Annotated in this window: 22 protein-coding genes; 8 read left to right on the forward strand and 14 right to left on the reverse strand. The window is 58.6% G+C overall.

What is annotated here, in order from left to right:
* Positions 1–55: 55 nt before the first annotated feature.
* The 3 genes from ABOK31_RS19675 to ABOK31_RS19685 form a co-directional block, all read right to left on the reverse strand.
* Entirely contained in the window at positions 56–316 is a 261-nt protein-coding gene (locus ABOK31_RS19675; RefSeq protein ID WP_349960106.1) for a DUF1344 domain-containing protein, read from the reverse strand.
* 483 nt (positions 317–799) lie between these two features.
* A complete protein-coding gene (locus ABOK31_RS19680; protein ID WP_349960108.1) occupies positions 800–1,582 on the reverse strand; it encodes a hypothetical protein in 783 nt (260 codons plus the stop codon).
* Between the two features lie 14 nt (positions 1,583–1,596).
* Positions 1,597–1,866, reverse strand: coding sequence for a hypothetical protein (locus ABOK31_RS19685; RefSeq protein ID WP_174180826.1), 270 nt, complete (start codon positions 1,864–1,866; stop codon positions 1,597–1,599).
* A gap of 252 nt (positions 1,867–2,118) precedes the next feature.
* On the opposite strand from ABOK31_RS19685, the gene ABOK31_RS19690 reads away from it, so the two are divergent.
* From ABOK31_RS19690 to ABOK31_RS19700, 3 genes are read left to right on the forward strand one after another with little or no spacing between them, the layout of a single operon-like run.
* Positions 2,119–2,796: a response regulator transcription factor gene (locus ABOK31_RS19690; protein ID WP_174180828.1), complete on the forward strand. Its 678-nt coding sequence runs from the start codon at positions 2,119–2,121 to the stop codon at positions 2,794–2,796.
* Positions 2,783–4,171, forward strand: coding sequence for a HAMP domain-containing sensor histidine kinase (locus ABOK31_RS19695; RefSeq protein ID WP_349960111.1), 1,389 nt, complete (start codon positions 2,783–2,785; stop codon positions 4,169–4,171). The genes ABOK31_RS19690 and ABOK31_RS19695 overlap by 14 nt, the downstream gene beginning before the upstream one ends.
* A gap of 15 nt (positions 4,172–4,186) precedes the next feature.
* Positions 4,187–4,492: a M20/M25/M40 family metallo-hydrolase gene (locus ABOK31_RS19700; protein WP_350019292.1), complete on the forward strand. Its 306-nt coding sequence runs from the start codon at positions 4,187–4,189 to the stop codon at positions 4,490–4,492.
* A gap of 790 nt (positions 4,493–5,282) precedes the next feature.
* On the opposite strand, the gene ABOK31_RS19705 is transcribed toward ABOK31_RS19700, so the two are convergent.
* The 4 genes from ABOK31_RS19705 to ABOK31_RS19720 all read right to left on the reverse strand — a co-directional run bounded on the left by ABOK31_RS19705 (position 5,283) and on the right by ABOK31_RS19720 (position 11,151).
* The gene (locus ABOK31_RS19705; protein WP_349960115.1) at positions 5,283–7,073 is read right to left on the reverse strand and encodes an ABC transporter ATP-binding protein; all 1,791 of its coding nucleotides are present in this window, start codon (positions 7,071–7,073) and stop codon (positions 5,283–5,285) included.
* A 1,200-nt stretch (positions 7,074–8,273) separates the two neighbouring features.
* A complete protein-coding gene (locus ABOK31_RS19710; RefSeq protein WP_349960117.1) occupies positions 8,274–9,086 on the reverse strand; it encodes an ATP-binding cassette domain-containing protein in 813 nt (270 codons plus the stop codon).
* Positions 9,086–10,090, reverse strand: a complete 1,005-nt coding sequence (locus ABOK31_RS19715; RefSeq protein ID WP_349960119.1) for an ABC transporter permease — start codon at positions 10,088–10,090, stop codon at positions 9,086–9,088. The genes ABOK31_RS19710 and ABOK31_RS19715 overlap by 1 nt, the downstream gene beginning before the upstream one ends.
* 89 nt (positions 10,091–10,179) lie before the next feature.
* On the reverse strand, positions 10,180–11,151 hold the full coding sequence (locus ABOK31_RS19720; protein WP_349960121.1) for a substrate-binding domain-containing protein: 972 nt from the start codon (positions 11,149–11,151) through the stop codon (positions 10,180–10,182).
* Positions 11,152–11,868: 717 nt separating this feature from the next.
* On the opposite strand from ABOK31_RS19720, the gene ABOK31_RS19725 reads away from it, so the two are divergent.
* From ABOK31_RS19725 to ABOK31_RS19735, 3 genes are all read left to right on the forward strand, one after another.
* The gene (locus tag ABOK31_RS19725; RefSeq protein WP_349960123.1) at positions 11,869–13,044 is read left to right on the forward strand and encodes a Gfo/Idh/MocA family oxidoreductase; all 1,176 of its coding nucleotides are present in this window, start codon (positions 11,869–11,871) and stop codon (positions 13,042–13,044) included.
* Between the two features lie 23 nt (positions 13,045–13,067).
* Positions 13,068–14,012, forward strand: a complete 945-nt coding sequence (locus tag ABOK31_RS19730) for a sugar phosphate isomerase/epimerase (RefSeq protein WP_349960125.1) — start codon at positions 13,068–13,070, stop codon at positions 14,010–14,012.
* A 266-nt stretch (positions 14,013–14,278) separates the two neighbouring features.
* Positions 14,279–15,322 (forward strand): LacI family DNA-binding transcriptional regulator, encoded by a 1,044-nt coding sequence (locus tag ABOK31_RS19735; RefSeq protein WP_349960127.1) that lies wholly within the window; start codon positions 14,279–14,281, stop codon positions 15,320–15,322.
* Between the two features lie 109 nt (positions 15,323–15,431).
* Here ABOK31_RS19735 and iolG read toward each other — a convergent pair whose 3' ends face one another.
* From iolG to ABOK31_RS19750, 3 genes are all read right to left on the reverse strand, one after another.
* Positions 15,432–16,421, reverse strand: coding sequence for an inositol 2-dehydrogenase (gene iolG, locus ABOK31_RS19740; protein WP_349960129.1), 990 nt, complete (start codon positions 16,419–16,421; stop codon positions 15,432–15,434).
* Between the two features lies 1 nt (position 16,422).
* A complete protein-coding gene (locus ABOK31_RS19745) occupies positions 16,423–17,439 on the reverse strand; it encodes a Gfo/Idh/MocA family oxidoreductase (protein ID WP_349960131.1) in 1,017 nt (338 codons plus the stop codon).
* Positions 17,440–17,567: 128 nt separating this feature from the next.
* Positions 17,568–18,617: a LacI family DNA-binding transcriptional regulator gene (locus ABOK31_RS19750; protein ID WP_349960133.1), complete on the reverse strand. Its 1,050-nt coding sequence runs from the start codon at positions 18,615–18,617 to the stop codon at positions 17,568–17,570.
* 270 nt (positions 18,618–18,887) lie between these two features.
* On the opposite strand from ABOK31_RS19750, the gene ABOK31_RS19755 reads away from it, so the two are divergent.
* Both ABOK31_RS19755 and ABOK31_RS19760 read left to right on the forward strand, forming a co-directional pair.
* Positions 18,888–19,877 carry an AraC family transcriptional regulator gene (locus tag ABOK31_RS19755; protein WP_349960135.1) on the forward strand — a complete coding sequence of 330 codons (990 nt, stop codon included), beginning with the start codon at positions 18,888–18,890 and terminating at the stop codon, positions 19,875–19,877.
* 57 nt (positions 19,878–19,934) lie between these two features.
* The gene (locus ABOK31_RS19760; RefSeq protein ID WP_349960137.1) at positions 19,935–21,143 is read left to right on the forward strand and encodes an MFS transporter; all 1,209 of its coding nucleotides are present in this window, start codon (positions 19,935–19,937) and stop codon (positions 21,141–21,143) included.
* 182 nt (positions 21,144–21,325) lie between these two features.
* Here the strand turns inward: ABOK31_RS19760 and ABOK31_RS19765 are convergent, their stop codons facing one another.
* From ABOK31_RS19765 to blh, 4 genes are read right to left on the reverse strand one after another with little or no spacing between them, the layout of a single operon-like run.
* Positions 21,326–21,757 carry a YeeE/YedE family protein gene (locus ABOK31_RS19765; protein ID WP_349960139.1) on the reverse strand — a complete coding sequence of 144 codons (432 nt, stop codon included), beginning with the start codon at positions 21,755–21,757 and terminating at the stop codon, positions 21,326–21,328.
* A complete protein-coding gene (locus ABOK31_RS19770; RefSeq protein WP_349960141.1) occupies positions 21,754–22,164 on the reverse strand; it encodes a YeeE/YedE family protein in 411 nt (136 codons plus the stop codon). Before ABOK31_RS19770 ends, ABOK31_RS19765 begins: the two co-directional genes overlap by 4 nt.
* On the reverse strand, positions 22,161–22,508 hold the full coding sequence (gene bigR, locus ABOK31_RS19775; RefSeq protein WP_349960143.1) for a sulfite-sensing transcriptional repressor BigR: 348 nt from the start codon (positions 22,506–22,508) through the stop codon (positions 22,161–22,163). The genes ABOK31_RS19770 and bigR overlap by 4 nt, the downstream gene beginning before the upstream one ends.
* A complete protein-coding gene (blh, locus tag ABOK31_RS19780) occupies positions 22,499–23,797 on the reverse strand; it encodes a bifunctional sulfur transferase/dioxygenase Blh (RefSeq protein ID WP_349960145.1) in 1,299 nt (432 codons plus the stop codon). Before blh ends, bigR begins: the two co-directional genes overlap by 10 nt.
* Positions 23,798–23,811 lie beyond the last annotated feature (14 nt).

Consider the following 23,811-nt stretch of genomic DNA (forward strand, 5'->3'; position numbering starts at 1 on the left):
GAATTTTCAGGCGCGCCAGCAAGCATCCGTCTTGCCCGGTAAATCCAGATCACCGTTATTTTACGGGACTTACTTTCGATGCAAGAGCAGCGCCGGACTTCTGGACATCGTAATGAACGGCAACCCGCTCGCCGACTTTGAACGACTCTACTTCAATATTCTCCGGCAAGTTTACCGTTGTTCCCGAAGACAGCGTAATCTGGTCCGCTTTCGCGTTGATATTGGTGATGGTGCCCGTCTCATCACGAGCAAGCGCCATCCCCGCAGCAAGCGTCGATGTTGCCAGAACACCGATCGCCAAATATCTCTTCAGCATAGTTCACTCCTTTGATTTACAAGGGTTTTGTGGCCTAATCAGCCATCGGCCGACATCGCCAGCCACTTGAAATCTAAGCAATGATCCTTCCCTGCGCTTTGCCGGATTCTTACAAATTGGACATCGACGAAGATTTTGGCCACCATCGGATAAGACCCAGATTTTTCAGCAAAATCGGCAGAGCATAGCGTGCTCGACATCCACGATCCTGTCGCGGGAAATCTTCAATGTCCGACCGAAGCCGATGCGGGGGGAGCGGTGATAAATCACCCAATGGGTGTTGAAACACGATAGGAAAAAGCAACCGATATCACGTGTTCGAGAGATGCAAAATTTCGACGGGAAAAACCTCCGACGACCCGCCGGCATGCGGACAAAGAGCGTCAAGAGGCTTTTCCCACCGTGAGTCATTCATTACGGCGAACGATACGAGCCTCACCTTTTTTCGACGCTGAGGCTCGCTAGTCCGTTCTAAAAACGATCCTATTCGGCGTCCGAGGCCGTTTCAGGCTGATAGGTGACTGTCATGTACATGACGGTCACTATGATGGCACCCAGAAACAGGACGCTCGTGTAAATCGTTCCGAATCCCAGGCCGCCATATTCCAGCGGCTGGGAAAGAAGGTCTCCGAAAGACGCACCGAGCGGCCGAGTGAAGATGTAAGCCAGCCAGAAAGCCAGAATACCGTTCATGCCGAAGTTGAAATGGCTGATCGCTATGACGGCAATGATGCCGAGGAAAATCAGCCCGGTCATGATATATCCCAGACCGAAGACCTCTGCGATCAGATCGCCGACCGCCGTGCCCAACGCGAAGGTGAAGAGGATCGCCAGCCAGTAGAACCCCTCGCGTCTTGCCGTGAAGATCGAGTGAATGGACAGCGTGCCTTCTTTCTTCCACCAGATGAAGAAAGTGAGCGCGAGAGCAATGGTGAAACCGATGGTCGACGCCTGCAAAGGCACTCCCAGATTGTCGGTCAGATTGTCGGTCAAAAGCGTTCCGACGACGCTGATCATGACGACGGCGGTCCAATAGGCCCAGGGCACGTAGCGCCCCTGCAGAAACTGCAAGGCAAGCGCGCCGATCAGCACTACGGTCATGATCGCGGATGTTGTGGTGAGGCCGAGGCCTAGGTTGACGGCGAGATAATCGGCGGCAGTCTCTCCCATCGTGACGGCAAGCAGCTTGATCAGCCAGAAGTCGCCGGTGACCCGCGGAACCCGATTGAGGACATTGCTTCCTATGGCATATGAAAGCGAGCTCATGACATATCCCCGCTTTACTTGCCCATCAGCGTCATTGCCTCTTGGAGAAAGGCATCGGCGCGCTTGTCGTCGTCTGCATTACAGCGCTCGACGGCTTTCGCCTCCAGCGCATCGACCTTCGATTTGGCATCGGGCGTCAAGTTTGCGGATGCTTTCGCCGTGCGCATATCCTTGAGCACGTCTTCGCAAGGACGGGCGGCGGCCGCGTGCCCGACAACGGGAAGCGCGGCTGCAAGGCAAAAGAAGGCAGCGCTCAGGGAGCGGATTACATTGCGCTTGGTCATGGGGAGACTCCGATAGGCGGCTGGACTGCCGCGTGGTTGATCGTTGGCCACACCGCAGATGCGACCACATCCCATGTTCTATGCGGCCGTCTTTACGCAGCCTTTGCTCAAATAATACCGTTTCGTAAGGAATGCCGCTGTGCGGCGGCGCTCATCCTTACACATTTGTAAGAAGCCGTTCAGGTTGCAGACACCTTCTTGAGGCATGTCTAGACAGCAGTCGTATTGTGCATTGATGGAGCCTGGACGGGCATGAAGATCCTGGTGGTGGAAGATGATCGGAAGACCGCGGAATACATCTCTCGCGGACTGAATGAGGCCGGCCATATCTGCGACATCCTCTCAGACGGCACAGATGCGCTCTTTCAGATTACCAGGGAACCATATGATGTGCTGGTCGTCGATCGGATGCTTCCAGGGCTCGATGGTCTGTCCCTGGTGAAGGCTGCGAGAGCCGCAAAGGTCAAAACGCCGGCAATGTTCCTGACGTCGGTCAGCGGCGTCGACGACAGGGTCGAGGGGCTTGAAGCCGGCGGAGATGACTATCTGACCAAGCCATTTGCCTTTTCCGAGCTTCTGGCGCGCGTCAATGCCCTGGCGCGCCGGCCGCCGGTCCAGGACCGGAAGACCGTGCTCAAAATTGCCGATCTTGAACTCGATGTCGTGAAGCGCCAGGTGCATCGGCGTGGGGTTGCCATCGATCTGCAGCCGCGGGAATTCAGCTTACTGGAGGCTCTCATGCGTGGCGAGGGCCGCGTGCTGACGCGCACTATGCTTTTGGAGAGCGTGTGGGATTTTCACTTCGATCCGAAGACGAGCGTGGTGGAGACCCATATCAGCCGGCTGCGCGCAAAGATCGACAAGCCGTTCGATGTTCCCCTCCTCCACACAGTCCGCAACACCGGCTATTGCATACATGCACCGCGATAGATTGCTGCGCAGCACGCCGTTCAGGCTGGCGATATCCTTCGGGCTTTTCTTCATCATCGCCTTCCTCATCGCCGGCTTCGTCGCCTACGGCCTGATGACGCGCGAGCTGGCAAGATCGCTCGACGTGTCCATCAAGGACACCTATTCGGTGGTGGCCTCGACCTATTCCTCAAACGACCTGGAGGATCTCATCGCCGCGGTAGACACCTATTCGATCCTCAAGCGCCCGGAAGATCAGGTCTTTCTTTTGCTCGATAGCAAAGGAGAAAAGCTCGCCGGAAATGTTCGCGCCGCGACTGTGAAGCCTGGGCTTTCGACCGTTCCCGCGACCCTGTTCGGACTTGGTGATGACGATCCGATGCGTCTTGTCGCTGGGAACGTCGGCAGCAACAGCCTGGTCGTCGGCCAGAGCTACCGAGAAACCGATCGGATCGAGCAGATTGCTTTGATGAGCTTCGCCTGGGCCTCGGTCATCATCGTCGCGGCAATCGTCATGGGCGGAACCGTGCTTGCGACGCGCACACAGCGCCGATTGGAAGCGATCGAGCAAACTCTGATCGACGTCTCGGCGGGGAATCTGGCCCGGCGAATTCCGATCCGCGGCAGTGGCGACGATATCGATGTTGTCTCCAAGCATATCAACCACGCTCTTGCCCGACTCTCCGCACTCGTTGAGGGAATGCGGCAGGTCAGCACGGATATAGCGCATGATTTGAAGACACCCCTCAACCGGCTTGGATTGACCATCGAACGGGCGCTGCAGCGTCTGGAACGCTCGGAAAATGTAGAAGACCTGCTTCTTGACGCCAGCGACGAAACAGCCCGGATCAATGCAACCTTCGAAGCCCTGCTGCGCATCTCGCAGATCGAGGCAGGCGCGCGAAAGACACGCTTCAAACCGGTCGATCTCTGGGCCGTCATGACGGCGATCGTGGAAATCTACGCTGATGTCGCCGAAGACAATGGGCAAAGCCTGACATTGGAGCCATTTGCGTCCAGCTCCTGTACGATAAATGGCGACCGGGAATTGCTCACGCAGCTCTTCGTCAATCTTGTCGAAAACGCAATCACCCACTGCCTGCCCGGCACGACCATTACCCTATCGTTGGCACCTGAAGAACAACATTATCGTGCCTGCGTGGCCGATAACGGCAGCGGCATTCCCGAAGAAGAGCGCGAGATGGTGTTCAGGCGGCTTTACCGCCTGGACAAAAGCCGAACGACGCCAGGCAATGGACTAGGGCTCAGTCTCGTAAAGGCAATCGCCGACCTCCATGGAGCGCCTATCACGCTCGAAGACAATGGGCCGGGTCTGCGCGTTTGCATGTGTTTTCCCGCTACTCGTCCCAAAATCGAGAACGAAACCAAGCGCTGAAGAGCAGGATGGAACGTGTCCTGGGCCTCATCGGAGCAAACTTCCAATGCCACAGTGACATATAAGCCAATGTTCCCGCCCACGGTGAACCATGGCGATCAAACCGCCTTCGCAGTTAGCGCGGCGAGATCGCTGGTTGGGGTCGAGAACGTCAACGACAACATGGAACCATTGATGGGCTCCGAAGACTTCGCCTTCATGCTTATTGGAAATAGAGACAGCGCTGGCCTCCATGATGCGAATTTTGACTTCAATGACGACGCGATTCCGTTCGACATCGCGTATTTTCGGAAAATCGTCGAGCGTAGAATACCGCTTTGAAAAACCGCTCAGGACCGATAGCAGGAATACGCCGTTCGTGGAGGTCGCAAACTTGCTTTTCATTTACGCGTGTGAAGCGGCGAAACGCTAACGATGCAACCACCCATTCCGAGCAGTTTATCTTTTACGTGAGGGCCGTGAACGAAATAGATGAATAAGTTGCAGGCCGCTATTTATCTGATTTTCGCGTATTCGATTTGCTCGCTTTTATTATGTGGGGACCTGATCTCGCCTCTGGATGACGCAGATCATTATACGAGGCCGGGCAAGAGATGTCTGGATGCATTCTTCGTCGGAAGTCTCATAGCGGCCGCCATTTATCACGCCGTTCATTTGGCTGGAATTCCGGCCCGAGCCTTTCATAACTGCGTGGATGTTATTGGCGGCAATATCGGCAGGCATTTATGGCACTTCGAGGAGGACCGAAACGACCGCTGCTTCCCATGTCGACAAGGTTATACAAAGCTCGTTCTTCACCTCCTTGCATCAGGCCCGCGCGATCTTCAGTTCTATATTCACGCAGCTGTTTTGAGGAACTGTGTGCCATATAGTTGGAGTTACAGGATGCGGCCGTTCTATCCCTTCAAGGCAAACATCGCGGTGAATGTCCTTCCGCGGGACTGGATCGATGAGTGCAGAGCCACCCGGACGTGACCGCTTTCCAATCAAGGTCTGCCATCAGAGGGCCACTTTGGACCGAAGACGACAGACCTCGATTGAAGGACGTGACAACGGCCTCCGAGACTTCATTTGTATCGAGCAGCTGGACGCAACATACCGGCTCTTCCTCTCATGCCACCAGCCCCTTGGTCAGCTCTAGCGCCTGTCGCTCAAACAGCCGGCGATAGATGCCGTTGTTCAGGCGAATGAGCGCTTGATGATCGCCCTCTTCCACAATCTTTCCCTTGTCGAAGACCAGCAGTCGATCCAGTGCCCGCACAGTCGAAAGCCGGTGTGCGATTACCAGCGTCGTGCGTCCCTCCATCAGACGCTCCATAGCCTGCTGGATCTGCACTTCGCTCTCGCTGTCAAGGCTGGAGGTCGCCTCGTCCAGGATCAGCACGGGCGCGTCAGCCAGAAAAGCCCTAGCGACCGCGACACGCTGACGCTCGCCGCCCGACAGCTTGACACCACGCTCACCTACCATCGTCTCATATCCCTTCGGCAGGCTCATGATGAAATGATGTGCGCTGGCCTGCTTCGCCGCGTTCTCGATCTCGCGCCGTGAGGCATTCGGCCGCCCATAGGCGATGTTTTCGGCGAGCGTGCGATGAAACAGGATCGGCTCCTGTTGCACGATAGCGATCTGAGCGCGCAGGCTCGCTTGCTTGACCTCGGCGATATCCTGTCCGTCAATTCGGATCGAGCCGAACTTCACGTCATGGAGGCGCTGAATGAGTTTGACGAAGGTCGTCTTGCCCGAACCAGAATGCCCCACCAATCCGACCCGCTCGCCCGGTTCGATGGTGACCGAGAAATCATCATAAAGCGGAGTAGGATGGGCGCCGTACTGGAAGGTGACGCGATCGAACACGATTTCGCCCTTACCAATCGTGATGACCCTCGCGTTCGGCCCGTCCTCGATTCCCAACGGCGTTTTGTCGAGCAGGACAAGTTCTTCCATGTCGTTGACGGCGCGCTGAAGGTTTCGGATATCCTGCCCCACTGAGCGCAGATAACCTTGCAGAACGAAGAACATCGCCAGCACGAATGTGATGTCGCCTGGTGTCGCCAGCCCCCGCTGCCACATGACAAGGCCGGTACCAAGAATCCCAGCCTGCATGGAGACCATCATGAAGCCCTGGATCGTGCCATTCAGTGTCCCGCGCCTCCACGTCCGCCGCGTTCGGCTGTCCCACTTGGCCAGTACATGGCGCAAGCGCTCCTCTTCGCGGCTTTCAGCGCCGAAAGCCTTCACCACCGAGTTGCAACTGATGGCATCCGCCAGCGCGCCTCCCAACTTGGTATCCCAGGCATTGGCGAGCTTTGCCGCGGGCGACACGTATCCCATCGAAAGCAAGACCGTCACGCCGATATAGATCAGCGACCCTGCAGCGACGATGAGGCCCATGATCGGCCAATAAGTGCCGAGCACGATGCTGGCGCCCACCAGCATGACGATCGAAGGCAGCAAAGCTATCAGCAGCAGGTCGTTGAGCGCGTCAAGCGCCCACATGCCGCGGGTGATTTTGCGCACCGTCGAACCGGCAAAGCTATTGGCATGCCAATCGGTCGAGAACCGTTGCACCTTGTAGAAGCCGTTATTGACCACGTCCGCCATGATGCGCAGCGTCAGACGGATGATCCCATCGAAGATAAACCAGCGCAATGTGACGCTCGTCAGGCCCAGAGTTACGACGATAGCGAAGGCACGGATTGCATCGTCAGCTTCATTGCCGCCAGCAATTGCATCGACGATATGGCCTGAAAATACCGGCACCAGAACTTCGGCAAGGGTGCTGGCAATTACCAGCAGAATAATTGTACCCACCAGAGTGGGACGATGGGTCCACTGACGAAAAACAAAGCCGAGCACGTTGCGATACGCATCGGCACGGAAGTCGAGCTTCTTGCGAGTCATTTTAACCAGTCCGACCCCGTGTTCCGGCAGCCGGCCCCAAAATCGAGAGTTGATAGACACGGCCGAAGCGGAAGACGAGCTAGCCCCGGCAGATTGATCGAACTGTGAAGGAAACAAAAAACCGCATGATGTCGTGCCCGTGGCCGGTCACGAACGGAAATGACCTAGTATCGGGTCATTCCGGACGGAGACGTTTTGATGAATGCTGGTGTCATGCAACGCCTCCTTTGATTGATTTGCAGCGGTGAAATTTTTTGTACTGGACTAATTCGACTTTGCCAACCCGACTTTTTCTACTTTGCGGAGAATGATGCGCGAATGCCACACCATTTCGGCGCACTCTGTCACCATGCTGACGTTGATTTCGATCGGCAGACTAGATGATTGGACGCCTGTGTGGCGTTGTTAGTGGATCGTACAGTGGCTGACGGCGGATATTCAGCCTGTGTCTTCGATGCAGTCAGCGTATTAGCGAGAGGCAGCAAATGCCGGCGCGCCTCGCCTGGTATGAGTTCCCGGACCTTCCACACCCGGCGTCCAAACAGGTCATAGCCGTAACACTATGCCTCGCCGTCCGGCGTCAAACAACGCACGAGCCTATCCTACGCTGCCCTAAAGCTGTTTCCATGATCGCTGCCGATAATCTCGGCGGCACGCATAGTTGCTCCAGAGGGGATCTGAACCGCAGCCATCGACTGATTGCAGTCGCGAACAAGGAAATAAATCTCAAATAGTCGACTAGCATCGCCCAAGTTCGGTCTCGTAGCGAGATATCGCTTGTCGATTCAACTTGTGTACGGCGTGCGAGATCTCTGTTCTCACCTCAAGGGAAACCGATTGCTCGTTCTTGAGTGCGCGATGCACGGTCGCCCGCCCATAGCCCGTCATGGTTACAATCTGCGATATTGTACAAAATCTCGTTCTAGGGATTGCCACCAGTTCCGTTGTCTTCACCCGCGGATCTCCATATTCTTCAAAACCAGCCCAAATTAGCTTTTGCGCCCGCCCCCTCAAAAGTCTCGCAGGCGCGAAGATCGGGTGGTCTCTCGCCGGCTCCAGCAACGGCGCTGAAATGCCGTCGCAGGTGATTGTTATTCCCGACCGAATGGAATTGCCGATTCTTGTCTCTCCCGGTCGTGTTCCACCCGGGATTTCATAGCGATGGAAGCCCAATCACTCAGGCGAATTCCATGAACTCGGTCACACCACCATGGAGGTTCGATCCTGGCTCTGATTAGTTCCCTCGATCTGAGCCTCCAGGTCCGCCATCGTTTCTCCGCCGGCCATCAGATCGGTGATCTGTTCGCGGCTTCTCTCGCCCTTGCGGAAGTCGTCCGCCACAGCACCGCGGATCAGCACGGCGAAATGATCGCCGACGGCCATTGCGTGCATGACCTGGTGGGTAATGAACACGACCGCCAGGCCACGACGCTTCGCCTCGTTGACGATCCGCAGAACATGCGTCGCCTGCTTGACGCCAAGAGCTGCCGTCGGCTCGTCGAGAATCAGGACTTTCGCGCCAAAGTGTACGGCGCGAGCAATCGCCAATGACTGCCGCTCGCCGCCCGAAAGGCCGCCGACCAGCCGGTCGCCATCATCGATCCTGGTAATGCCGAAGTCGCGAACCGCGCGAACCGCGATCTCATTTGCCTTCTTGCGATCGAATATCTTGAAAGGCCCCCACCCCTTTGTCGGCTCGACGCCAACAAAGAAGCTTCGACCGATCGACATCAGCGGGAAGGTGCCGCCAAACTGGTGCACCGTTGCAATCCCTTGTTCCGCGGCGACTTTCGGCGTGGGAAATGTCGTGGGCTTGCCCTCGAATAGAATGGTACCCGAACTGGGCTGGTGCACGCCGGAAAGGATTCTGATCAAGGTCGATTTACCGGCACCATTATCGCCGAGCAGGCAAAGAACTTCTCCAGCCTTGATGTCGATGGATATATCGTTCAAAACCTCGATCGGGCCGAAGCTTTTATTGACATTCCGCAAGGATAGAATGGGCGTGGCCATTACTTCGCTCCCTTCTTCTTGGTCGTGTGGTTGAGAGCCATATGACGGAAAGTGTTGTTCATCAGGACGGCGATGAGCAGCATCACACCGATGATTAGGCTGGATAAATTGCGATCGAAGCCGGTGTAGAAGATGCCCTGATTGACGATCGCGAAGGTAATCGTGCCAAAGAAAATTCCGATGACCGAACCAAACCCTCCGGTCAGAAGGACGCCGCCAACGACGACCGAAATGATGGTATTGAAGATAAACGACTGGCCGGTCGACACCTGAGCGGAGCTATACATAATCGTCTGACACATGCCGACGAAAGCGGCAGAGAGCGACGACAGGATGAAGAGACCTACCGTCAGCTTGCTCGTTGGTATGCCGGCATTGCGGGCGGAAATCCGGTCGCCTCCAAGGGCAAAGACCCAATTGCCCCAGGGCGAAAGATGCAAGAAGAAGAAATAAACCACCATGAGCAGAAGCCACCAGACGATCATCACCTGAAACCCGCTACCGATGTAGCTGCCGAAGATCGCCTTCGCCCAGCTCGGTGACATCATGGACAGTGACGTCGTCTTCGTCAGGACAATCGACAGGAACAGCATCAGTCCGGCAACGGCAAACAGCGTGCCCATCGTGACGATCAGGGAGGGCACCGCGGTGCGGATGACCATTAACCCGTTGATGAGCCCGATGAGCGCGCCGAAGGCGAGCGTCACGACAATGCCGACGGCGATGGGCAGACCGTAATAGCCGGATACGATCGCAATGCACATCGACGATGCCGGCACCATCGCGCCGATCGAAATGTCCAGTTCGCCGGCAATCATCAGGAAGCCGATGGGGACGGCGATGATGCCCAGGTTCGCTGCAACGTTGAGCCAGCTTGCGATGCCGTTCGGCGACAGGAACAATACGCCGCCGAAAACGGTGAAGAACACCGCGACAAACACCACGCCGAGAAAGGCGCCCATCTCCGGCCGTCTCAAGAGATTGTCGATAGATAGTTTTTCCATAATGCGCCTCCCCGCATGTCCAACTTGCAATCTTTTGCCTTAAAGCCAGCCCTTGCATGGAAGAGCTGACCGGCAATCTCATGGCGTACTTAACGAACGCCGTTCTGAACCCCATTCAGAGCTGCGCTAATGTTGGACGTATCGACGATCGCCGGACCGGTCAGCACCGGATTCGTCGGTATCTCCATCCCGTAGTCGATGTTGGCGGCAAGCGCGGTCGTGGCGAAGAAAGACTGCAGATATGGCTGCTGATCGATGGCCATCAGTTGCTGACCGCTCTTGATGCGATCGAGTACGGATGCGCTTAGATCGAAGGTGCCAAGCTTGACCTTGTCACCAACGCCCGCTTGCTGGATGCCCATTGCAGCAGCGTCGGCGGTCTGTGCACCAAGGGTCATGACGGCGTCGATCGACGGATCCTTCAGCAGCTCGGCCTTGATGGCCTCTGCCGTACCCGCCATATCGGACTGGACGCTCGAGGGCAGTCTCAATGGCTCGACTTCCGCACCGCCGGCCTTGGCGCCATCACCCACCCCCTTGCAACGTGTTTCCAGATTGACTGCACCTGGGACCTGGATAACGCAGAGAATCTTCTTGGCGCCCTGCTTTGCCAGGTAAGCACCACCCGCATTCCCCGCTACGGCCTCATCCGTGCCAAAATAATTCAGACCGATGGCGTCCTGGCTCTTGTCGCCCGTACGAGTGTTGTAGAGCATGATCTTGATGCCCTTCTTTGCAGCCTCCTTAAGGGCGGGAATCTGCGCTTCGGGCACCCAGATAGGAATTGCGATGCCCTGGACGTTCTGGCTGATCGCCGTATTGATCAGGCCGACGAGGTCCGGCCCGAAATTATCGTAATTGGGAACAGTCATATAGCTAACGGAGCCACCGTGCGCCTTCACGACCGTCGTGGCATCATCCACGCCCTTCTTGACGGCATTGAAGAAGGCATCCTGCGCGGAGCCGGCGATCACAGCGATATTCGCAGCATGCGACTGCCCGGCAGCAAGCGCGAATGCCGCCGCCGCGAGCATCACTTTTGTAAGAGTTTTCAATTTCATTGTTCTCTCCTCCTTTGCCCGCCACGACGGCGGGACCTCCAACTTCGACGCGCGTTGGCGTCATCCACAGATCCGCTGCCTTCCCGGCAAGGCAGGGCTGTCTTTTCTCAATCAGGAGCACACCACCTGACGCTGCGGAACCGACGACCACAAGAGCCCTTCGATGAAGGGGCATCCGCGTTGCGAGCGCTATTGCCGTTGCAGCCGATGCATCTGCGGGAAACAACGAACCTCCCAGCATTTCTGGCGCCAATCGCCACTCCCAATCTCACCGCACCCTCCCGGTTGCGGCTTTCATCACTGAATATTGGAGCGCTCCAAATTTGTCAATTGGAAGATCAACTCACCTCATGCCGACAGCCACGGTATCGGCAGGACGGCAACGGCCACCTCAACACGCGTCCGCAATCACGTCAGCAGAACGAGGCATTTGCCAGGACCGCCCGACCGAACTGCGCGTCTAATTGCAGAAATCCTTACAAATATTTGTATTTATTATAAAAATAACGCTATCTGCATAAAGCTATCAAGGAGGCTTTCCACCAAGCAATCAACACTCACAGCGGCATAGACTTGGAACTCATGCGCAATAACGAATGCTTGATCGGCGCACGTCCCTCTCTAAATTTCCAATTGACTGATTTGGAGCGTTCCAATATTGGTGATCCTGCTCCATTTGATTGAAGCGGCGTCATTGGACGCAAAGGGAGGTTTACAGTGAGCAACGGAATTGGAATCGTCGGCGCCGGCATGATCGGTGCCGCGCACGCGTTCGGCTATCGGAATCATTTGTCGCGATTTGCATCGCGCCTGGAGGGCCTCAACCTGTCCGTGGTTGCAGATCCGAATGCAGCCCTTGCTCGACAGCTGGCAGAGAGCTTTGGCTTTTCTCGGACGGTCTCCGACTGGAAGGAGGTCATCTCGGACCCGCAGGTCGGCATCATCAGCGTTGCATTGCCCAATTTTCTCCATGTCGAAGCGGTCGAAGCAGCCCTTGCCGCGGGCAAGCATGTTCTTTGCGAAAAGCCCCTCGCCTTGTCCGCGTCCGAGGCACGCGGACTGTACGAGAAGAGCAAGAGTTCGAAGGCTTGCGCCGCAACAGTCTTCAATTATCGCCGCATTCCGGCCGTCACCGAAATCCGCGACATGATCTCGGCAGGCGAACTTGGTGAGATCGTCAATATCCTCGTTCAATTCCAGTGCGAATACGCGGCGGACCCCAAGCTTCCCCATTCCTGGCGATATGAGCGCCATCGGGCCGGACCGGGGGCACTGCTCGATATCGGCACCCACGCGATCGACACTGCCCGCTTTCTCTGTGGCGAGGTTCTGGAAGTCGCCGGTGCCGTATCGACCATTTCGATCAAGGAGCGGTTCCTGCCCGCCTCCGCAACCGTCGGGCACAGCAGGGTCGAGCTGAGTTCGGACCGCCGCCCCGTCGACAATGACGACGTCATGTCCGCGCTGCTGCGCTTCGACAACGGCGCTCAGGGTCTGTTCTCGTCCAGTCGGGTTGCCATCGGCATGGGCAACACGCTTTCCTTCGAGGTTTTTGGAACGAAAGCGACCGCGCGCTTCTCGACGCAATCGATCAACCAGTACCAGATCGCGCGCTTCGACGGCACCGGCCAGACGCCCTTCGCAACCGTTTTCAACCGCCCATCCTCGCCGAATGTCGGATCGATGCTGCCGGTCCCGTTCGACGGCGTCGCGGTCGGATATGCAGAGGTCTTCGGGTTTATGATCCACGACTTTCTCGCGGCGATCGCGCAAGCCCGTCCGATCTCCGACGGGACGCTGCTTGACGGCCTTCGCGCCGCCGAAGTGCTGGATGCGATACAGGCGTCAGCAGACGGCGGCTCTTCGGTGAGGGTGAACCGGTCTCCGGTCTGATGGATGTATGAGAAGGATCTCCAATGAAAATTGGCTTGAATACCGATGGCTTCGGCGCCTTCGATCTCGACCAGTGCCTGGACAAGGTCGCAGCGCTTGGGTTGAGTTGCGTCGAGTTTGGCATGGGGGGCTGGTCGAGCGCGCCGCATCTCAAAATTGATGCATTGCTGGCAAGTTCCTCGCAACGCGATCAATTGGCTGGCAAGCTGCGCGAGCGCGGACTGGAAATCTCGGCCCTCAACTGCTCCGGCAACCAGCTCCACCCTGGCCCGGTCGGCCCGGACGACACGGACCTTGCCTACAAGACGCTGGAACTGGCAAAGCTTCTCGGTGTGCGGCGGGTCGTGATGATGTCTGGGCTTCCCGGTGCCCCCGGCGACAGTCACCCCAACTGGATTACCTCCTCCTGGCCTCTTGAGGCCATGGAGATCCTCGAATGGCAGTGGAGCGAGAGAGTGATCCCATGGTGGAAACAATTCGCCTCCAAGGCCGAGGCAGCCGGCATTCGTCTTTGCGTGGAGCAGCACGGCCGGCAGGTCGTCTATAACACGGAAAGCTTCTTCCGGTTGAGAGACGCCGTCGGCCCGACAGTCGGCGTAAACTTCGATCCCTCGCATCTGATCTGGATGGGCGGCGACCCCGTAAGTGCCATCCAGGCTCTGGGCGAATGCATTTATCATGTCCACGGCAAGGATTCTCGAATAGAGCCGGCCGCAAGGGTAAACGGACTGCTTGATACCAAGCACGTGACGCCGGTCCATCCGCGCTACTGGAACTTTGTATCCCTTGGCCATGGCAGCTCGGTCCGCGCCTGGCTGGACATCGTTCGCGCGCTGCGCGCCGTCGGCTACGACGACGTCATTTCCATCGAGAACGAGGATTATTCCATGGCTGCCGAGGATGCGGTCGCAACGTCCGCCGCAACGTTGCGCTTCGGCATCGAGCAGAGCGCCAGGCAAGCCACGTGACGCGATTGCCCCGGTAAGGCTGGCCCTGGCTTCCCAGTCGCGGCACCGAGGTCGACCAAGGAAACTCGCATCGGCGGAAGAAGGACGTGATAGGACGAGCAGACATCAAACCATGATACCGGACGATGCACCGGTGGATGGCTATTGGCAGTGGATCACGCGGCCGGCAACAATGTGTTATAGCGTGGCGATGCCCTCGACCGGATCCGCAGGCCAGGCTGCCGTCGCGTTCCCGTTCGCCGCATCGACATGATGAAAGAAGACCGATGAGCAAGATGCCGACGAAACTGACCCTGATGGACATCGCAAATAAAGCCGGCGTTTCACGGTCGCTCGCATCGCTCGCTCTGCGCGGTGATCCAGGCGTGCATCCCGACAAACGCGCCCGGATCCTGAAGATCGCCGAGGAACTGAATTACACGCCCGATCTTTCGGCGCGCAGGCTCGCAAGCGGCGGCACACGCACCATTGGCGTGCTTCTGTCCGATATCTTGAACCCCTTCACTGCAGCCGTAGCGAAAAGCATCGATGCCTTGGCGCGAGAAAAAGGGTTCGAAGTGCTTCTCTCTTTGGAAGGTCACTCGGACCCGGCAGCCGAAAAGGCAATCCAGTCCCTCGTCGCCCAGCGCGTCGCCGGTCTGATTCTGATCGGCTCGCCAGAATCCACCGCAGCAATCGAGCGCATCGGCCGCCATCTGCCCGTCGTCTACTTCGGACGTCATCTTTCCAACGAGCGGATCGACAGCGTCAGCAATGACGACCATCTCGGGGCTTCCCTCATCGTTCGCCATCTGATCGAGCTTGGGCACCGCAACATCGTCCACATCGACGGCGGCCCCTATGCCGGCTCACAGAGGCGACGCGAGGCCTATTGTTCCGCCATGGAGGCGGAAGGGCTCTCACCCAAGGTCTACTCCGGACGCCATACGCTTGACGGCGGCGTCGAGGCGATGGATGCCATTCTTGCCCAAACACCGCGCCCGACCGCCATCTTCGCCTCCAACGATCTGGAAGCGCTCGGGGTCCTCAGTCGTCTGCTGAAAGAAGGCATCAGTGTTCCGGAGGACGTCGCGGTCGTCGGATATGACGACATCCCATTCGCCGAATCCGAGACAATGTCGCTGACCACCATCCGCCAGCCGATTCACTATATGGCCAGCCAGAGCCTCGACATTCTCCTATCCCGCATGCAGAAACCCGACGAGCCGGCGATGCATGTGCTGATCGCCCCATCGCTGGTCATCAGGCGCACGACAGTCCAGTCTCAGACGCAAGAGGAACCGACGAAAGTGCACTCCAAAAGGCACTAGCGCACCACCAGCCACCCGGGCATCTGTTTCCGCTCGAACCCGATGGTTTTGAAACCATGTCACCGTAAGGGAAGCGCGTCCCTCCAAGAACGCGCTTCCGACATCTTGCCTAGACTCGAATACGTTTTCCCTGCTTGACAGATTCGACGCAGGCATTAGCGAGCTTCAGCGCGATCACGCCGTCTCGCCCCGTCGTTGCAGGTTCGCGATTTTCCTTCAAGGCAGCGATGAATTCGGCGATCTCGCCTGCATAGGAGGCGGTGTAGCGGGTCATGAAGAAGTTCTGCAGCGGGGCGCTCGAATATCCTTCCTGTGTCCCGATCACCACCATGTTCTCGAGCTGGTTTTCGGCGCGGGCGACGCCCAACGACCCGTGAACCTCGACGCGCTGGTCATAGCCATAGGACGCGCGCCTGGAGTTGGTGATGATCGCCTGCTTGCCGGAGGCCGTTTCGAGGATAACGGTCGCGCTGTCGAAGTCGCCGATGTCCTTCAGTTCCGGTTTGACCAGCACCGAGGCGTGCGCGGACACGACCACCGGCTCCTCGCCCAGCATGAAGCGAGCCATGTCCAGATCGTGGATCGTCATGTCGCGGAAGATACCGCCGGAACGCGACGCATAGGCGATATCCGGCGCGCCGGGATCCCGCGAGGTGATCGTCACCATCTCGACGTCGCCGATGCGGCCCTGATTGATCGCGGCGCGGACACCGGCAAAATTGGGATCGTAGCGGCGATTGGAGCCCAGCATGAGACGGATGCCGGCGTTTTTGGCGATCGCGACGACGTCCTCGGCGCGCGCCAGATCAAGATCGACCGGCTTCTCGCAGAAGACGTGCTTTCCAGCGCGCGCGAATTTTTCAATAAGGTCGGCATGCGTATCAGTCGGTGTGCAGATGAGAACGGCATCGACATTCCTGTCTGCCGCGATGACGTCCGGCTCGGTGGCCTTGCTGCCGGTCGCAAGCGCCAGAGCCTCGGCCGCCTCGGGCAGCGCGTCGGTGACGGCCACGAGTTCGGCGTCGGGGCTGGCGGCGATCGCCTTCGAATGGACTTTTGCGATGCGTCCGGCACCGATCAATGCAAGTTTTATGGCCATTTCAGTTTCCTCCAACGTCAATCCAGGTCCCGCTCTTTCCGGAGGCAAAGACCGCATCTGCGACAGCTGCATTGGCACGTGCATCATTCATGTCGAAATAGGGGACATCCGCGCCGCGGATCGCCTTCGAGAAGTTCGTGACCTCCTCCTCGTACTGGTCGAGAGGCGGGAATTCGAGCGTATGAATGTTCGAATTCGCATGATCCGCCGAGGTGTCGATCGCGATCGTGTTCGGGTTCACCCGTGAGGGCACATAGGCCTGCGGCAACTGGATGAAGGCGCGTTCACAGACGATCTGGATCGACTGGCAGGATGCCTCGGCCAGCGAGACCATGAAGGTCGCATGCCGGCCATCGCCGAAGTCCTGGATGACCGAGGTGAACATGTCGATCCCGCCGGTGTTGCGCTCGACGGCCGCAAACACGCGCTTCGGTTCGGCGCCGAACACGTAACGTGCTGCCATCGCGGTATAGCAGCCAAGGTCGTAATAGGCGCCGCCGCCGAACTCGGGCTTCTGGCGAAAATCCTGTTCGTTGGTCATCATGAACGACAGGAGCGACGAGAACGACATCGGCCGCCCAAATTCACCGCTTCGCAGGATCTCGCGCAGCTTGATCCAGCGTGGCTGCTGGCGGACCATGAAGGCTTCGGAAATCTTGAGCTTCGGGTCCAACCCCTTGAGCTGCGCCAGCTCGCCGGCGTTCATGGCTGCAGGCTTCTCGCACAGGACATGCTTGCCGGCGTCCGCCGCCTTGCGGGTCCATTCGACATGAAGATGATTGGGGAGCGCGATGTAGACGGCCTCGACCGCCGGATCGAGAAGGACCTCCTCATAGCTGCCATAGGCACGGGCGATGCCGTGCTTGTCGGCCATCGCCTGCGCACGCTCCTTGCTCCGCGCACCGATCGCGACAGGGTCGCAATATCTGCTGTTGGCCATCCCGGGGATGATGGCGCCGTCGGCAATCCGCGCAGCACCCAGGATACCCCAGCGGACCGGGGCAATATTCTCGCTCATTGATCTCTCCTTCCCAATCGACGACGCCTCGCTGCTTTCGCAGGCATCTCGCTCGATCGGTGAAGGATTTCCAAAATTCGATCGGGTTTCAAAGGCAATGCTGATTGATTTCAATCAACCGCTGCAGATCAGAATGGAAGCGTGTTTGGAAGGTTTTCCGGACCATAGAGAATGAACGGCACTTCGGCATCGAGTGGGAAGGATACGCCGTCAAAGCCCAGTGCCTCGAAGTGGCGCATGACGAGGCTGACGGCCGCCCTGACCTGAAGCTCCGGGCTCTGATCGATCGTCAGGGACATGATCCCTTCCCGGAGAAAGGCGGCCGTTTTGCGCGTCAATTCATGGCCGACGAAGATCGGCCTCTGCAGCAAAATGTCCGCCCGGATAGCCCGGGCAACCCCGATGTTTGCAGCCCCTACATTGTAGATGGCCACGGCTTGCGGAAATGCCTTGAAGGCCTGACGCAGTTCCAGCTCGGATCGATTTCGATCGTCGCCACCTTCAACGATACAGGCGAGCGTCCACTGCGGCGCCTTCTCTTCCAAGTATCGGGTGAAGCCGCTGATCCGGTCTGAGTGGGATTGAAAACCCAAACTATTGCAGAGAATGACGATCTTGCCCGGCTCTCGCCCCATCCTCGTTATGAAGTAGCCGGCCGACCGGCCGGCCTTGATGTGATCGATCCCGGCATAGCCGATCCGCGTGGACCCGGGCACATCCGAGACGACCGTCACCAGAGGAACGCCTCTCGAGCTCAAATCCTCCACAGCCGCATGAACCACCGGATGGTCCGGCATGTAGGAAACGACGGCGTCGCACGTTGTCTTCGTCAAAGCCCTGGCAAGCGTCTCCGGGCGCTCGTCGTCCAGGATCGTCCGATGAATGATGATCGACCGGTCGAGCGCACTCGACAGGCGCCTGAACTCATAGCCGAGCCTGCCGATCAGGGGCAGCTCCGGCCGGGCAAGAACGACGTCGAGGCGGATCATGCGTCGATGCGAGTGAGGCAGCATGCGGCGCAGGCCAAGGTCCCTGGCAGCTTGCAGAACCCTTTTGCTGACGTCCTCGCTGACATTGCTGCGTTCATTCAGCACGCGATCAACGGTCGCCGAACCGACGCCTGCTTGCTTGGCAACATCAAAAAGGGTCGGCCGACCTCGCAGCCGCGTCGTTTTCATGGGCTCGAATTCCTCCAACAGCAGCGGCCGATAGCGAAGCTTCCCGACACCCTGGCCTCTCGCGGCATCCTCCAATGCCGGCAGCAATCGTAATATCTCAGATTTGATTGAAATCAATCAGCTAGGAAGTTTGCATTGCCGGAATTTCCAGTGGCGGCAACGGACTGTCGGCTTTCGGCAAAATTGGAAACCGTTAACCTGCAGGAAATCCAATTCTGACGCGTCGCCAACCTGCTTGAATGCTGGACGTTCGAGACTTAAATTGGCTGAATGCTTGATCATTCGTCTCGACCCTTGTCGCCGCCAAATATCCCAATGGATGCCTTAAGCGAAGTCCTGCAAGACTTTCGCCTGAGTGGAGTGAGCTATGGACGCTGCGAACTCAGACATCCGTGGAGCATCGCCTTTCCGCAACAGCAGCTGCTTCGCTTTCATTTTGTCAGCCAGGGGCCGTGTTGGATCCATATCGAAGCTCAGGGATGGCAGGAATTGAACGCTGGCGATCTGGTTCTATTGCCGCAAGGCATCGCGCATCGGTTGGCCAGCGCGCCAGATGTTGAGGGGGACTCGCGCAAGAGTTGCCATATAACGAGTTTGGGAAGCAATATTTGTGACGTGGTGCGGGACGGAACGGGTGCGACTAGCACCCTCTTCTGCGGCTCCATGGCTTTGGGGGCGCATGCGCTTAACCCTTTGATCGCCTTGATGCCGCCAATCATCAGGGGCTGCGATGTCGCCGGCAATGATCCGATCGTCGGCCCGTTGCTGGCGGCCATGTCGGCGGAGGCGACACAGCCCCAGATGGGAAGCGCGACTGTCTTGTCGCGTATGGCGGACTTGCTCGCAGCGCGGCTCATCCGCTGCTGGGTCAATTGCAGCGGGGCCTCGACCACCGGCTGGCTCGCTGCCATCCGGGATCCTCACGTTGGTCGTGTGTTGGTGGCCATGCATCGAGATCCTGGCCGCAACTGGACCTTAGAAAGCCTCGCCGGCGTTGCAGGCCAGTCGCGCTCGATCTTCGCCGAGCGCTTCAATGCTATGTTGGGAGAAGGTGCCGCCCATTATCTCGCTCGTTTGCGGATGCAGCTTGCCCGCGAATTGTTGGGGCAAAACGGCATGTCGGTTGCCGAGGTTGCTTCCCGGCTGGGCTATGAATCCGAAGCATCCTTCGCTCGCGCCTTCAAGCGCATCACCAGCGTCTCACCGGGCGTTGTGCGACGCACAAGTTCCGGACGAATAGACATGGATTTAGGATTTTAAGACGCAGACCGTCCCGAATAGTTCGTCTATCACCTCTCCCAACTTATGGAGATACCTATGACGGACACAACATCGCAACTTGACGGGATAGCAATTGACCAGGATGCCCCGGAACCATCCACGTGGAGCGCAACGACCTGGTTTGCCGTCCTTTCTATGGCAGCCACCAGCTTTGCACTGGTATCGGCTGAGTTCCTGCCAGCGGGCCTGTTGACGCCATTGGCGCACGATCTCGGTATTACCGAGGGAACAGCCGGACAGGTTGTCACCGCGACCGCTTCCGTCGGCGCTGTCACGGCCTTATTGAGCAATGTTCTGATCGGCAGACTGAACCGCAAAACGGTGTTGGTCAGTCTGAGTGCATTGGCGATCGCATCCAATGTTCTTGCAGCATTGGCGACAGATTTCTGGTTACTGTTGTTGGGCCGGGCCGGATTAGGTATCGCGATAAGCGGTTTCTGGGCGCTTTCCGTTGCGGTCGTGGCGAGGCTGGTCGGCGCGAATGCCACGGGTCGTGGCATGGCTATCGTCACCCTCGGCGTCTCGCTCGCAACGATAGCTGCACCATCGCTCGGCGCTTTGATCAGCGACTGGCTCGGATGGCGCATCGCTATGGCGATGACCGCCGGGCTTGCCACGCTTGCCATGTTGCTGCAGGTACTCAGCTTGCCGACACTACCTGCAAGCACGAGCAATAGCCTCGCCGATGTCTTCCGGCTGACACGGCGGCGTGGCATTCAACTGGGGATGCTTGCTATCTTCTTGCTGATGACGGGCCATTTTGCCGGCTCGGTTTATGTGCGTCCCTTCCTCGAACAAGTGACGCTTCTAGGCACCGGATCGATCGCCCTGGCGCTGCTTGGATTTGGCGTCGCCTCCGTGATCGGCAACGTTGCCGGCGGTCGTATGGCCGACGCCAGTATCCGCCTGGCACTCGTCGTCACGGCAGCGTTAACGGCGTTTGCTGCATTTGCCTTGGTGCTTTGGGGCGCTCAAACCGGGATTGCGTTCGGCTTCGTCACGCTTTGGGGCTTCGCCTTCGGCATGGCACCGGTGGTACTGCCGACCAATCTTTCCCGCGGAGCACCCGACGCTCTGGAGGCGGCGGGCAGCCTGATGGTCGTGTCGTTTCAGGTCGCCATCAGTATCGGCGCGGTGTTTGGGGGCTATATCGTCGACCGCTACGGCGCTGTTGGGCCGTTGACCCTCACCGCCGCCCTGGCTGCATCGACGGTCGCCCTGGCGCTGACTCAGCCTCGCAGTTGATCTTTGTTTCTGGTTTGAGAAGCAAGCACAATAGGACTGAAGATGCTGCGAGCTTCCCCGCATCTTCAAGCGCTGGGCGGACAATGCACGCCGGGCCGCGTGGCGCTCTCACCGCGTTCTGGATATCAGGCTGCCGACGATCGCCGGCAGCCGTTCGGCGACATCCGCGAGGGTGGAGGGGCTCATGGCCGTCTGCTCCATATTCTCTCGTACAAGGTCATGCCGGCCAGCATGGTTACGACGAACAGGGCGGTTTGCGGGATGCCGACCGACAGGGAGGCGACGGCCGGGCCGGGACAGAAACCACCGATGCCCCAGCCCAGGCCGAACAAGGCCGAGCCAATGACCAGCGACACGTCGATCTGCCGGTTGGTCGGCATGTGGAAGCCGTCGTCGAAAGCCGGATGCCGCATCCGCTTCATTGCCTGGACGCCGATGAACGCCACGACCACGGCGCCGCCTAGAACGAAGGCAAGGCTTGGATCCCATGCGCCGAAGACGTCGAGGAAGCCCTGGACGCGAGCCGGGTTCAGCATGCCGGAGAGCGACAGGCCCAAACCAAACACCACGCCGGAGATGAGAGCGGCCCCGAACTGGTAGATGTTCCTCTTCATACTCCAGGACTCCGCAGAACTGCGACGGCGACCACGCCGGCCATCAAGAAGGTGGCGACGGCCACCATGGAGCGCGGCGACAGACGAGCAAGACCGAGCACGCCGTGACCGCTCGTACAGCCGGAGCCCATCCGGGAGCCAAAGCCGACGAGCAGGCCCGCGGTGATAATCAGCGGCCAGCCCGCAGTGATTTCGACCTGTGGCCAGCCGCCAAAGAAAAGCAGGTAGGCAAGCGGCCCGAGCAGCAGCCCGAGGACGAAAGCGAGGTTGGTAGCCAGGCCGACGCCTTGAGCGAGATGTCCGACGATCCCGCTGATCCCGGCGATCCGACCGTTTAGCAGCAAAAGCATGACAGCGGAGGCGCCGATCAGCATGCCTCCGGCCAGAGAGGGTAGATAGGCGCTCATTTCTCCTCCTTCACGCAGAAGATGTCATAGAGGGCGGCGACCAGTTGGGCGGCCTTCGCCTCCGTCAGGCGATAGAAGATCTGCTTTCCCTCTCGCCGCGTTTCGACGATGCCGGAACTCCGGAGCACGGTGAGGTGCTGCGAAAGATGCGGCTGATGGATGTCGACCTTCTCTTCAAGCTCGCCGACCGAGTACTCTCCTTCGACCAGCGTGCAGACGATCATCAGGCGCGCCTGGTGTGACAGCGTCTTGAGAAGGTTCGCCACCTCTCCGGCCCGGCTGGCCATTTCGGCGGGAGAAAGCCCCGCCTTCATCATCGCCTTCAAATCGGTGGTCATTCCCATACAGCTCCCTGCAATGCATCGAGCGGAAACTTCAGATAGCACTTGCCGTTGGCTTCCGGCTCCGGCAGGCGCCCACCGCGGATGTTCACCTGCAAGGCGTGCAGGATGAGCTTGGGCATCGGCAGTGTTTTGTCTCGCTTCGTCCTGAGCGCTACGAACTCTTCTTCCGTCACGCCGGCAAGATGCGGGTTGGACTTCTTCTGCTCGCCTACGGTGCTCTCCCAGCGAGGGGCGCGTCCCGCCGGCTGGTAGTCATGGCCCGTGAAGATCCGCGTCCCGTCCGGGAGGGCGATGATGTCCTGGATAGACTTCCATAGGACGCGTGCGTCCCCACCCGGGAAATCGGCGCGCGCCGTACCGCTGTCGGGCATGAAGAGCGTGTCGTGCACGAAGGCCGCGTCGCCGATCACATAGGTGATGGAGGCAAGTGTATGGCCGGGCGAGAACAGCACCTTCGCATCGATGGAACCGACCTTGAAGGTCTCGCCATGGGCGAACAGCCGATCCCACTGAGAGCCGTCGGTGGCAAGCTCGGGCCAGTTGTAGATGTCCTTCCACAGCTTCTGGACGTCGACCACGCGCTCGCCGATGGCAGTCCGCGCGCCGGTCTTCTCTTTCAGATACTGGGCGGCGGAGAAGTGGTCGGCATGCGGATGCGTGTCGAGGATCCACTCGACCATCAGCCCCTCGCTGCGAACATAATCGAGAATTGCGTCCGCGTTGACGGTCGCCGTCGCTCCGGCCTTTTCATCGAAGTCGAGCACCGGATCGACGATCGCGCACTTGCGGGTTTCGGGATCAGACACCACGTACTGGACACTCCAGGTACGCTTGTCGAAGAAGCCTTTTACCTGCGGCCGGCGAGCAGCATGCTGCTTGAGCCAGGCCGCGGCCGCGCTGGTGTCGAAGCCGCAGCGGCTTCCAAACTCGACGACCCCGTCGATAGACATGCGACCATCAAGGACCTCGCCGATCAAATAGAGACTCAGCGAGCGAGTGCCAGTCTTGCAGTGGGCAAGCACCGGCCCTTTGGATTCTTCGACGGCGCGCTGAAACGCACGGACATCCGCCTCGGTGATCGTACCGAGCGTGATCGGAATGAATGCGTAGGACAGGTCGCAACGCTTGGCTGCCTGGCTTTCGCCCTGCGTTCCAGGCTGGTCAGAATCTTCGTTTTCCGGCCGGTTGTTGATGAGCGTCTTGAACCCCCGTTCGCCCAGCAACTGGATGTCCTCGATGCTCGGCTGTGGCGAGATCGACAGCTTCTCGGATATTGCGGTGACAGGCATGGCTCGCTCCGTGT

The sequence above is a fragment of the Rhizobium sp. ZPR4 genome, from assembly GCF_040215725.1.
GTDB classification, from domain to species: Bacteria; Pseudomonadota; Alphaproteobacteria; order Rhizobiales; family Rhizobiaceae; genus Rhizobium; species Rhizobium rhizogenes_D.

Bases quoted from the DNA above. Each gene is read 5' to 3' on its own strand.
- ABOK31_RS19730 (WP_349960125.1), top strand. From the start codon at position 13,068: ATGAAAATTGGCTTGAATACCGATGGCTTCGGCGCCTTCGATCTCGAC.
- ABOK31_RS19720 (WP_349960121.1), bottom strand. From the start codon at position 11,151: ATGAAATTGAAAACTCTTACAAAAGTGATGCTCGCGGCGGCGGCATTC.
- iolG (WP_349960129.1), bottom strand. From the start codon at position 16,421: ATGGCCATAAAACTTGCATTGATCGGTGCCGGACGCATCGCAAAAGTC.
- ABOK31_RS19765 (WP_349960139.1), bottom strand. From the start codon at position 21,757: ATGAAGAGGAACATCTACCAGTTCGGGGCCGCTCTCATCTCCGGCGTG.
- ABOK31_RS19750 (WP_349960133.1), bottom strand. From the start codon at position 18,617: ATGAAAACGACGCGGCTGCGAGGTCGGCCGACCCTTTTTGATGTTGCC.
- ABOK31_RS19690 (WP_174180828.1), top strand. From the start codon at position 2,119: ATGAAGATCCTGGTGGTGGAAGATGATCGGAAGACCGCGGAATACATC.
- ABOK31_RS19735 (WP_349960127.1), top strand. From the start codon at position 14,279: ATGAGCAAGATGCCGACGAAACTGACCCTGATGGACATCGCAAATAAA.
- ABOK31_RS19715 (WP_349960119.1), bottom strand. From the start codon at position 10,090: ATGGAAAAACTATCTATCGACAATCTCTTGAGACGGCCGGAGATGGGC.
- ABOK31_RS19770 (WP_349960141.1), bottom strand. From the start codon at position 22,164: ATGAGCGCCTATCTACCCTCTCTGGCCGGAGGCATGCTGATCGGCGCC.
- bigR (WP_349960143.1), bottom strand. From the start codon at position 22,508: ATGGGAATGACCACCGATTTGAAGGCGATGATGAAGGCGGGGCTTTCT.
- ABOK31_RS19685 (WP_174180826.1), bottom strand. From the start codon at position 1,866: ATGACCAAGCGCAATGTAATCCGCTCCCTGAGCGCTGCCTTCTTTTGC.
- ABOK31_RS19675 (WP_349960106.1), bottom strand. From the start codon at position 316: ATGCTGAAGAGATATTTGGCGATCGGTGTTCTGGCAACATCGACGCTT.
- ABOK31_RS19710 (WP_349960117.1), bottom strand. From the start codon at position 9,086: ATGGCCACGCCCATTCTATCCTTGCGGAATGTCAATAAAAGCTTCGGC.
- ABOK31_RS19695 (WP_349960111.1), top strand. From the start codon at position 2,783: ATGCACCGCGATAGATTGCTGCGCAGCACGCCGTTCAGGCTGGCGATA.
- ABOK31_RS19680 (WP_349960108.1), bottom strand. From the start codon at position 1,582: ATGAGCTCGCTTTCATATGCCATAGGAAGCAATGTCCTCAATCGGGTT.
- ABOK31_RS19760 (WP_349960137.1), top strand. From the start codon at position 19,935: ATGACGGACACAACATCGCAACTTGACGGGATAGCAATTGACCAGGAT.
- ABOK31_RS19755 (WP_349960135.1), top strand. From the start codon at position 18,888: ATGCTTGATCATTCGTCTCGACCCTTGTCGCCGCCAAATATCCCAATG.
- ABOK31_RS19705 (WP_349960115.1), bottom strand. From the start codon at position 7,073: ATGACTCGCAAGAAGCTCGACTTCCGTGCCGATGCGTATCGCAACGTG.
- ABOK31_RS19745 (WP_349960131.1), bottom strand. From the start codon at position 17,439: ATGAGCGAGAATATTGCCCCGGTCCGCTGGGGTATCCTGGGTGCTGCG.
- blh (WP_349960145.1), bottom strand. From the start codon at position 23,797: ATGCCTGTCACCGCAATATCCGAGAAGCTGTCGATCTCGCCACAGCCG.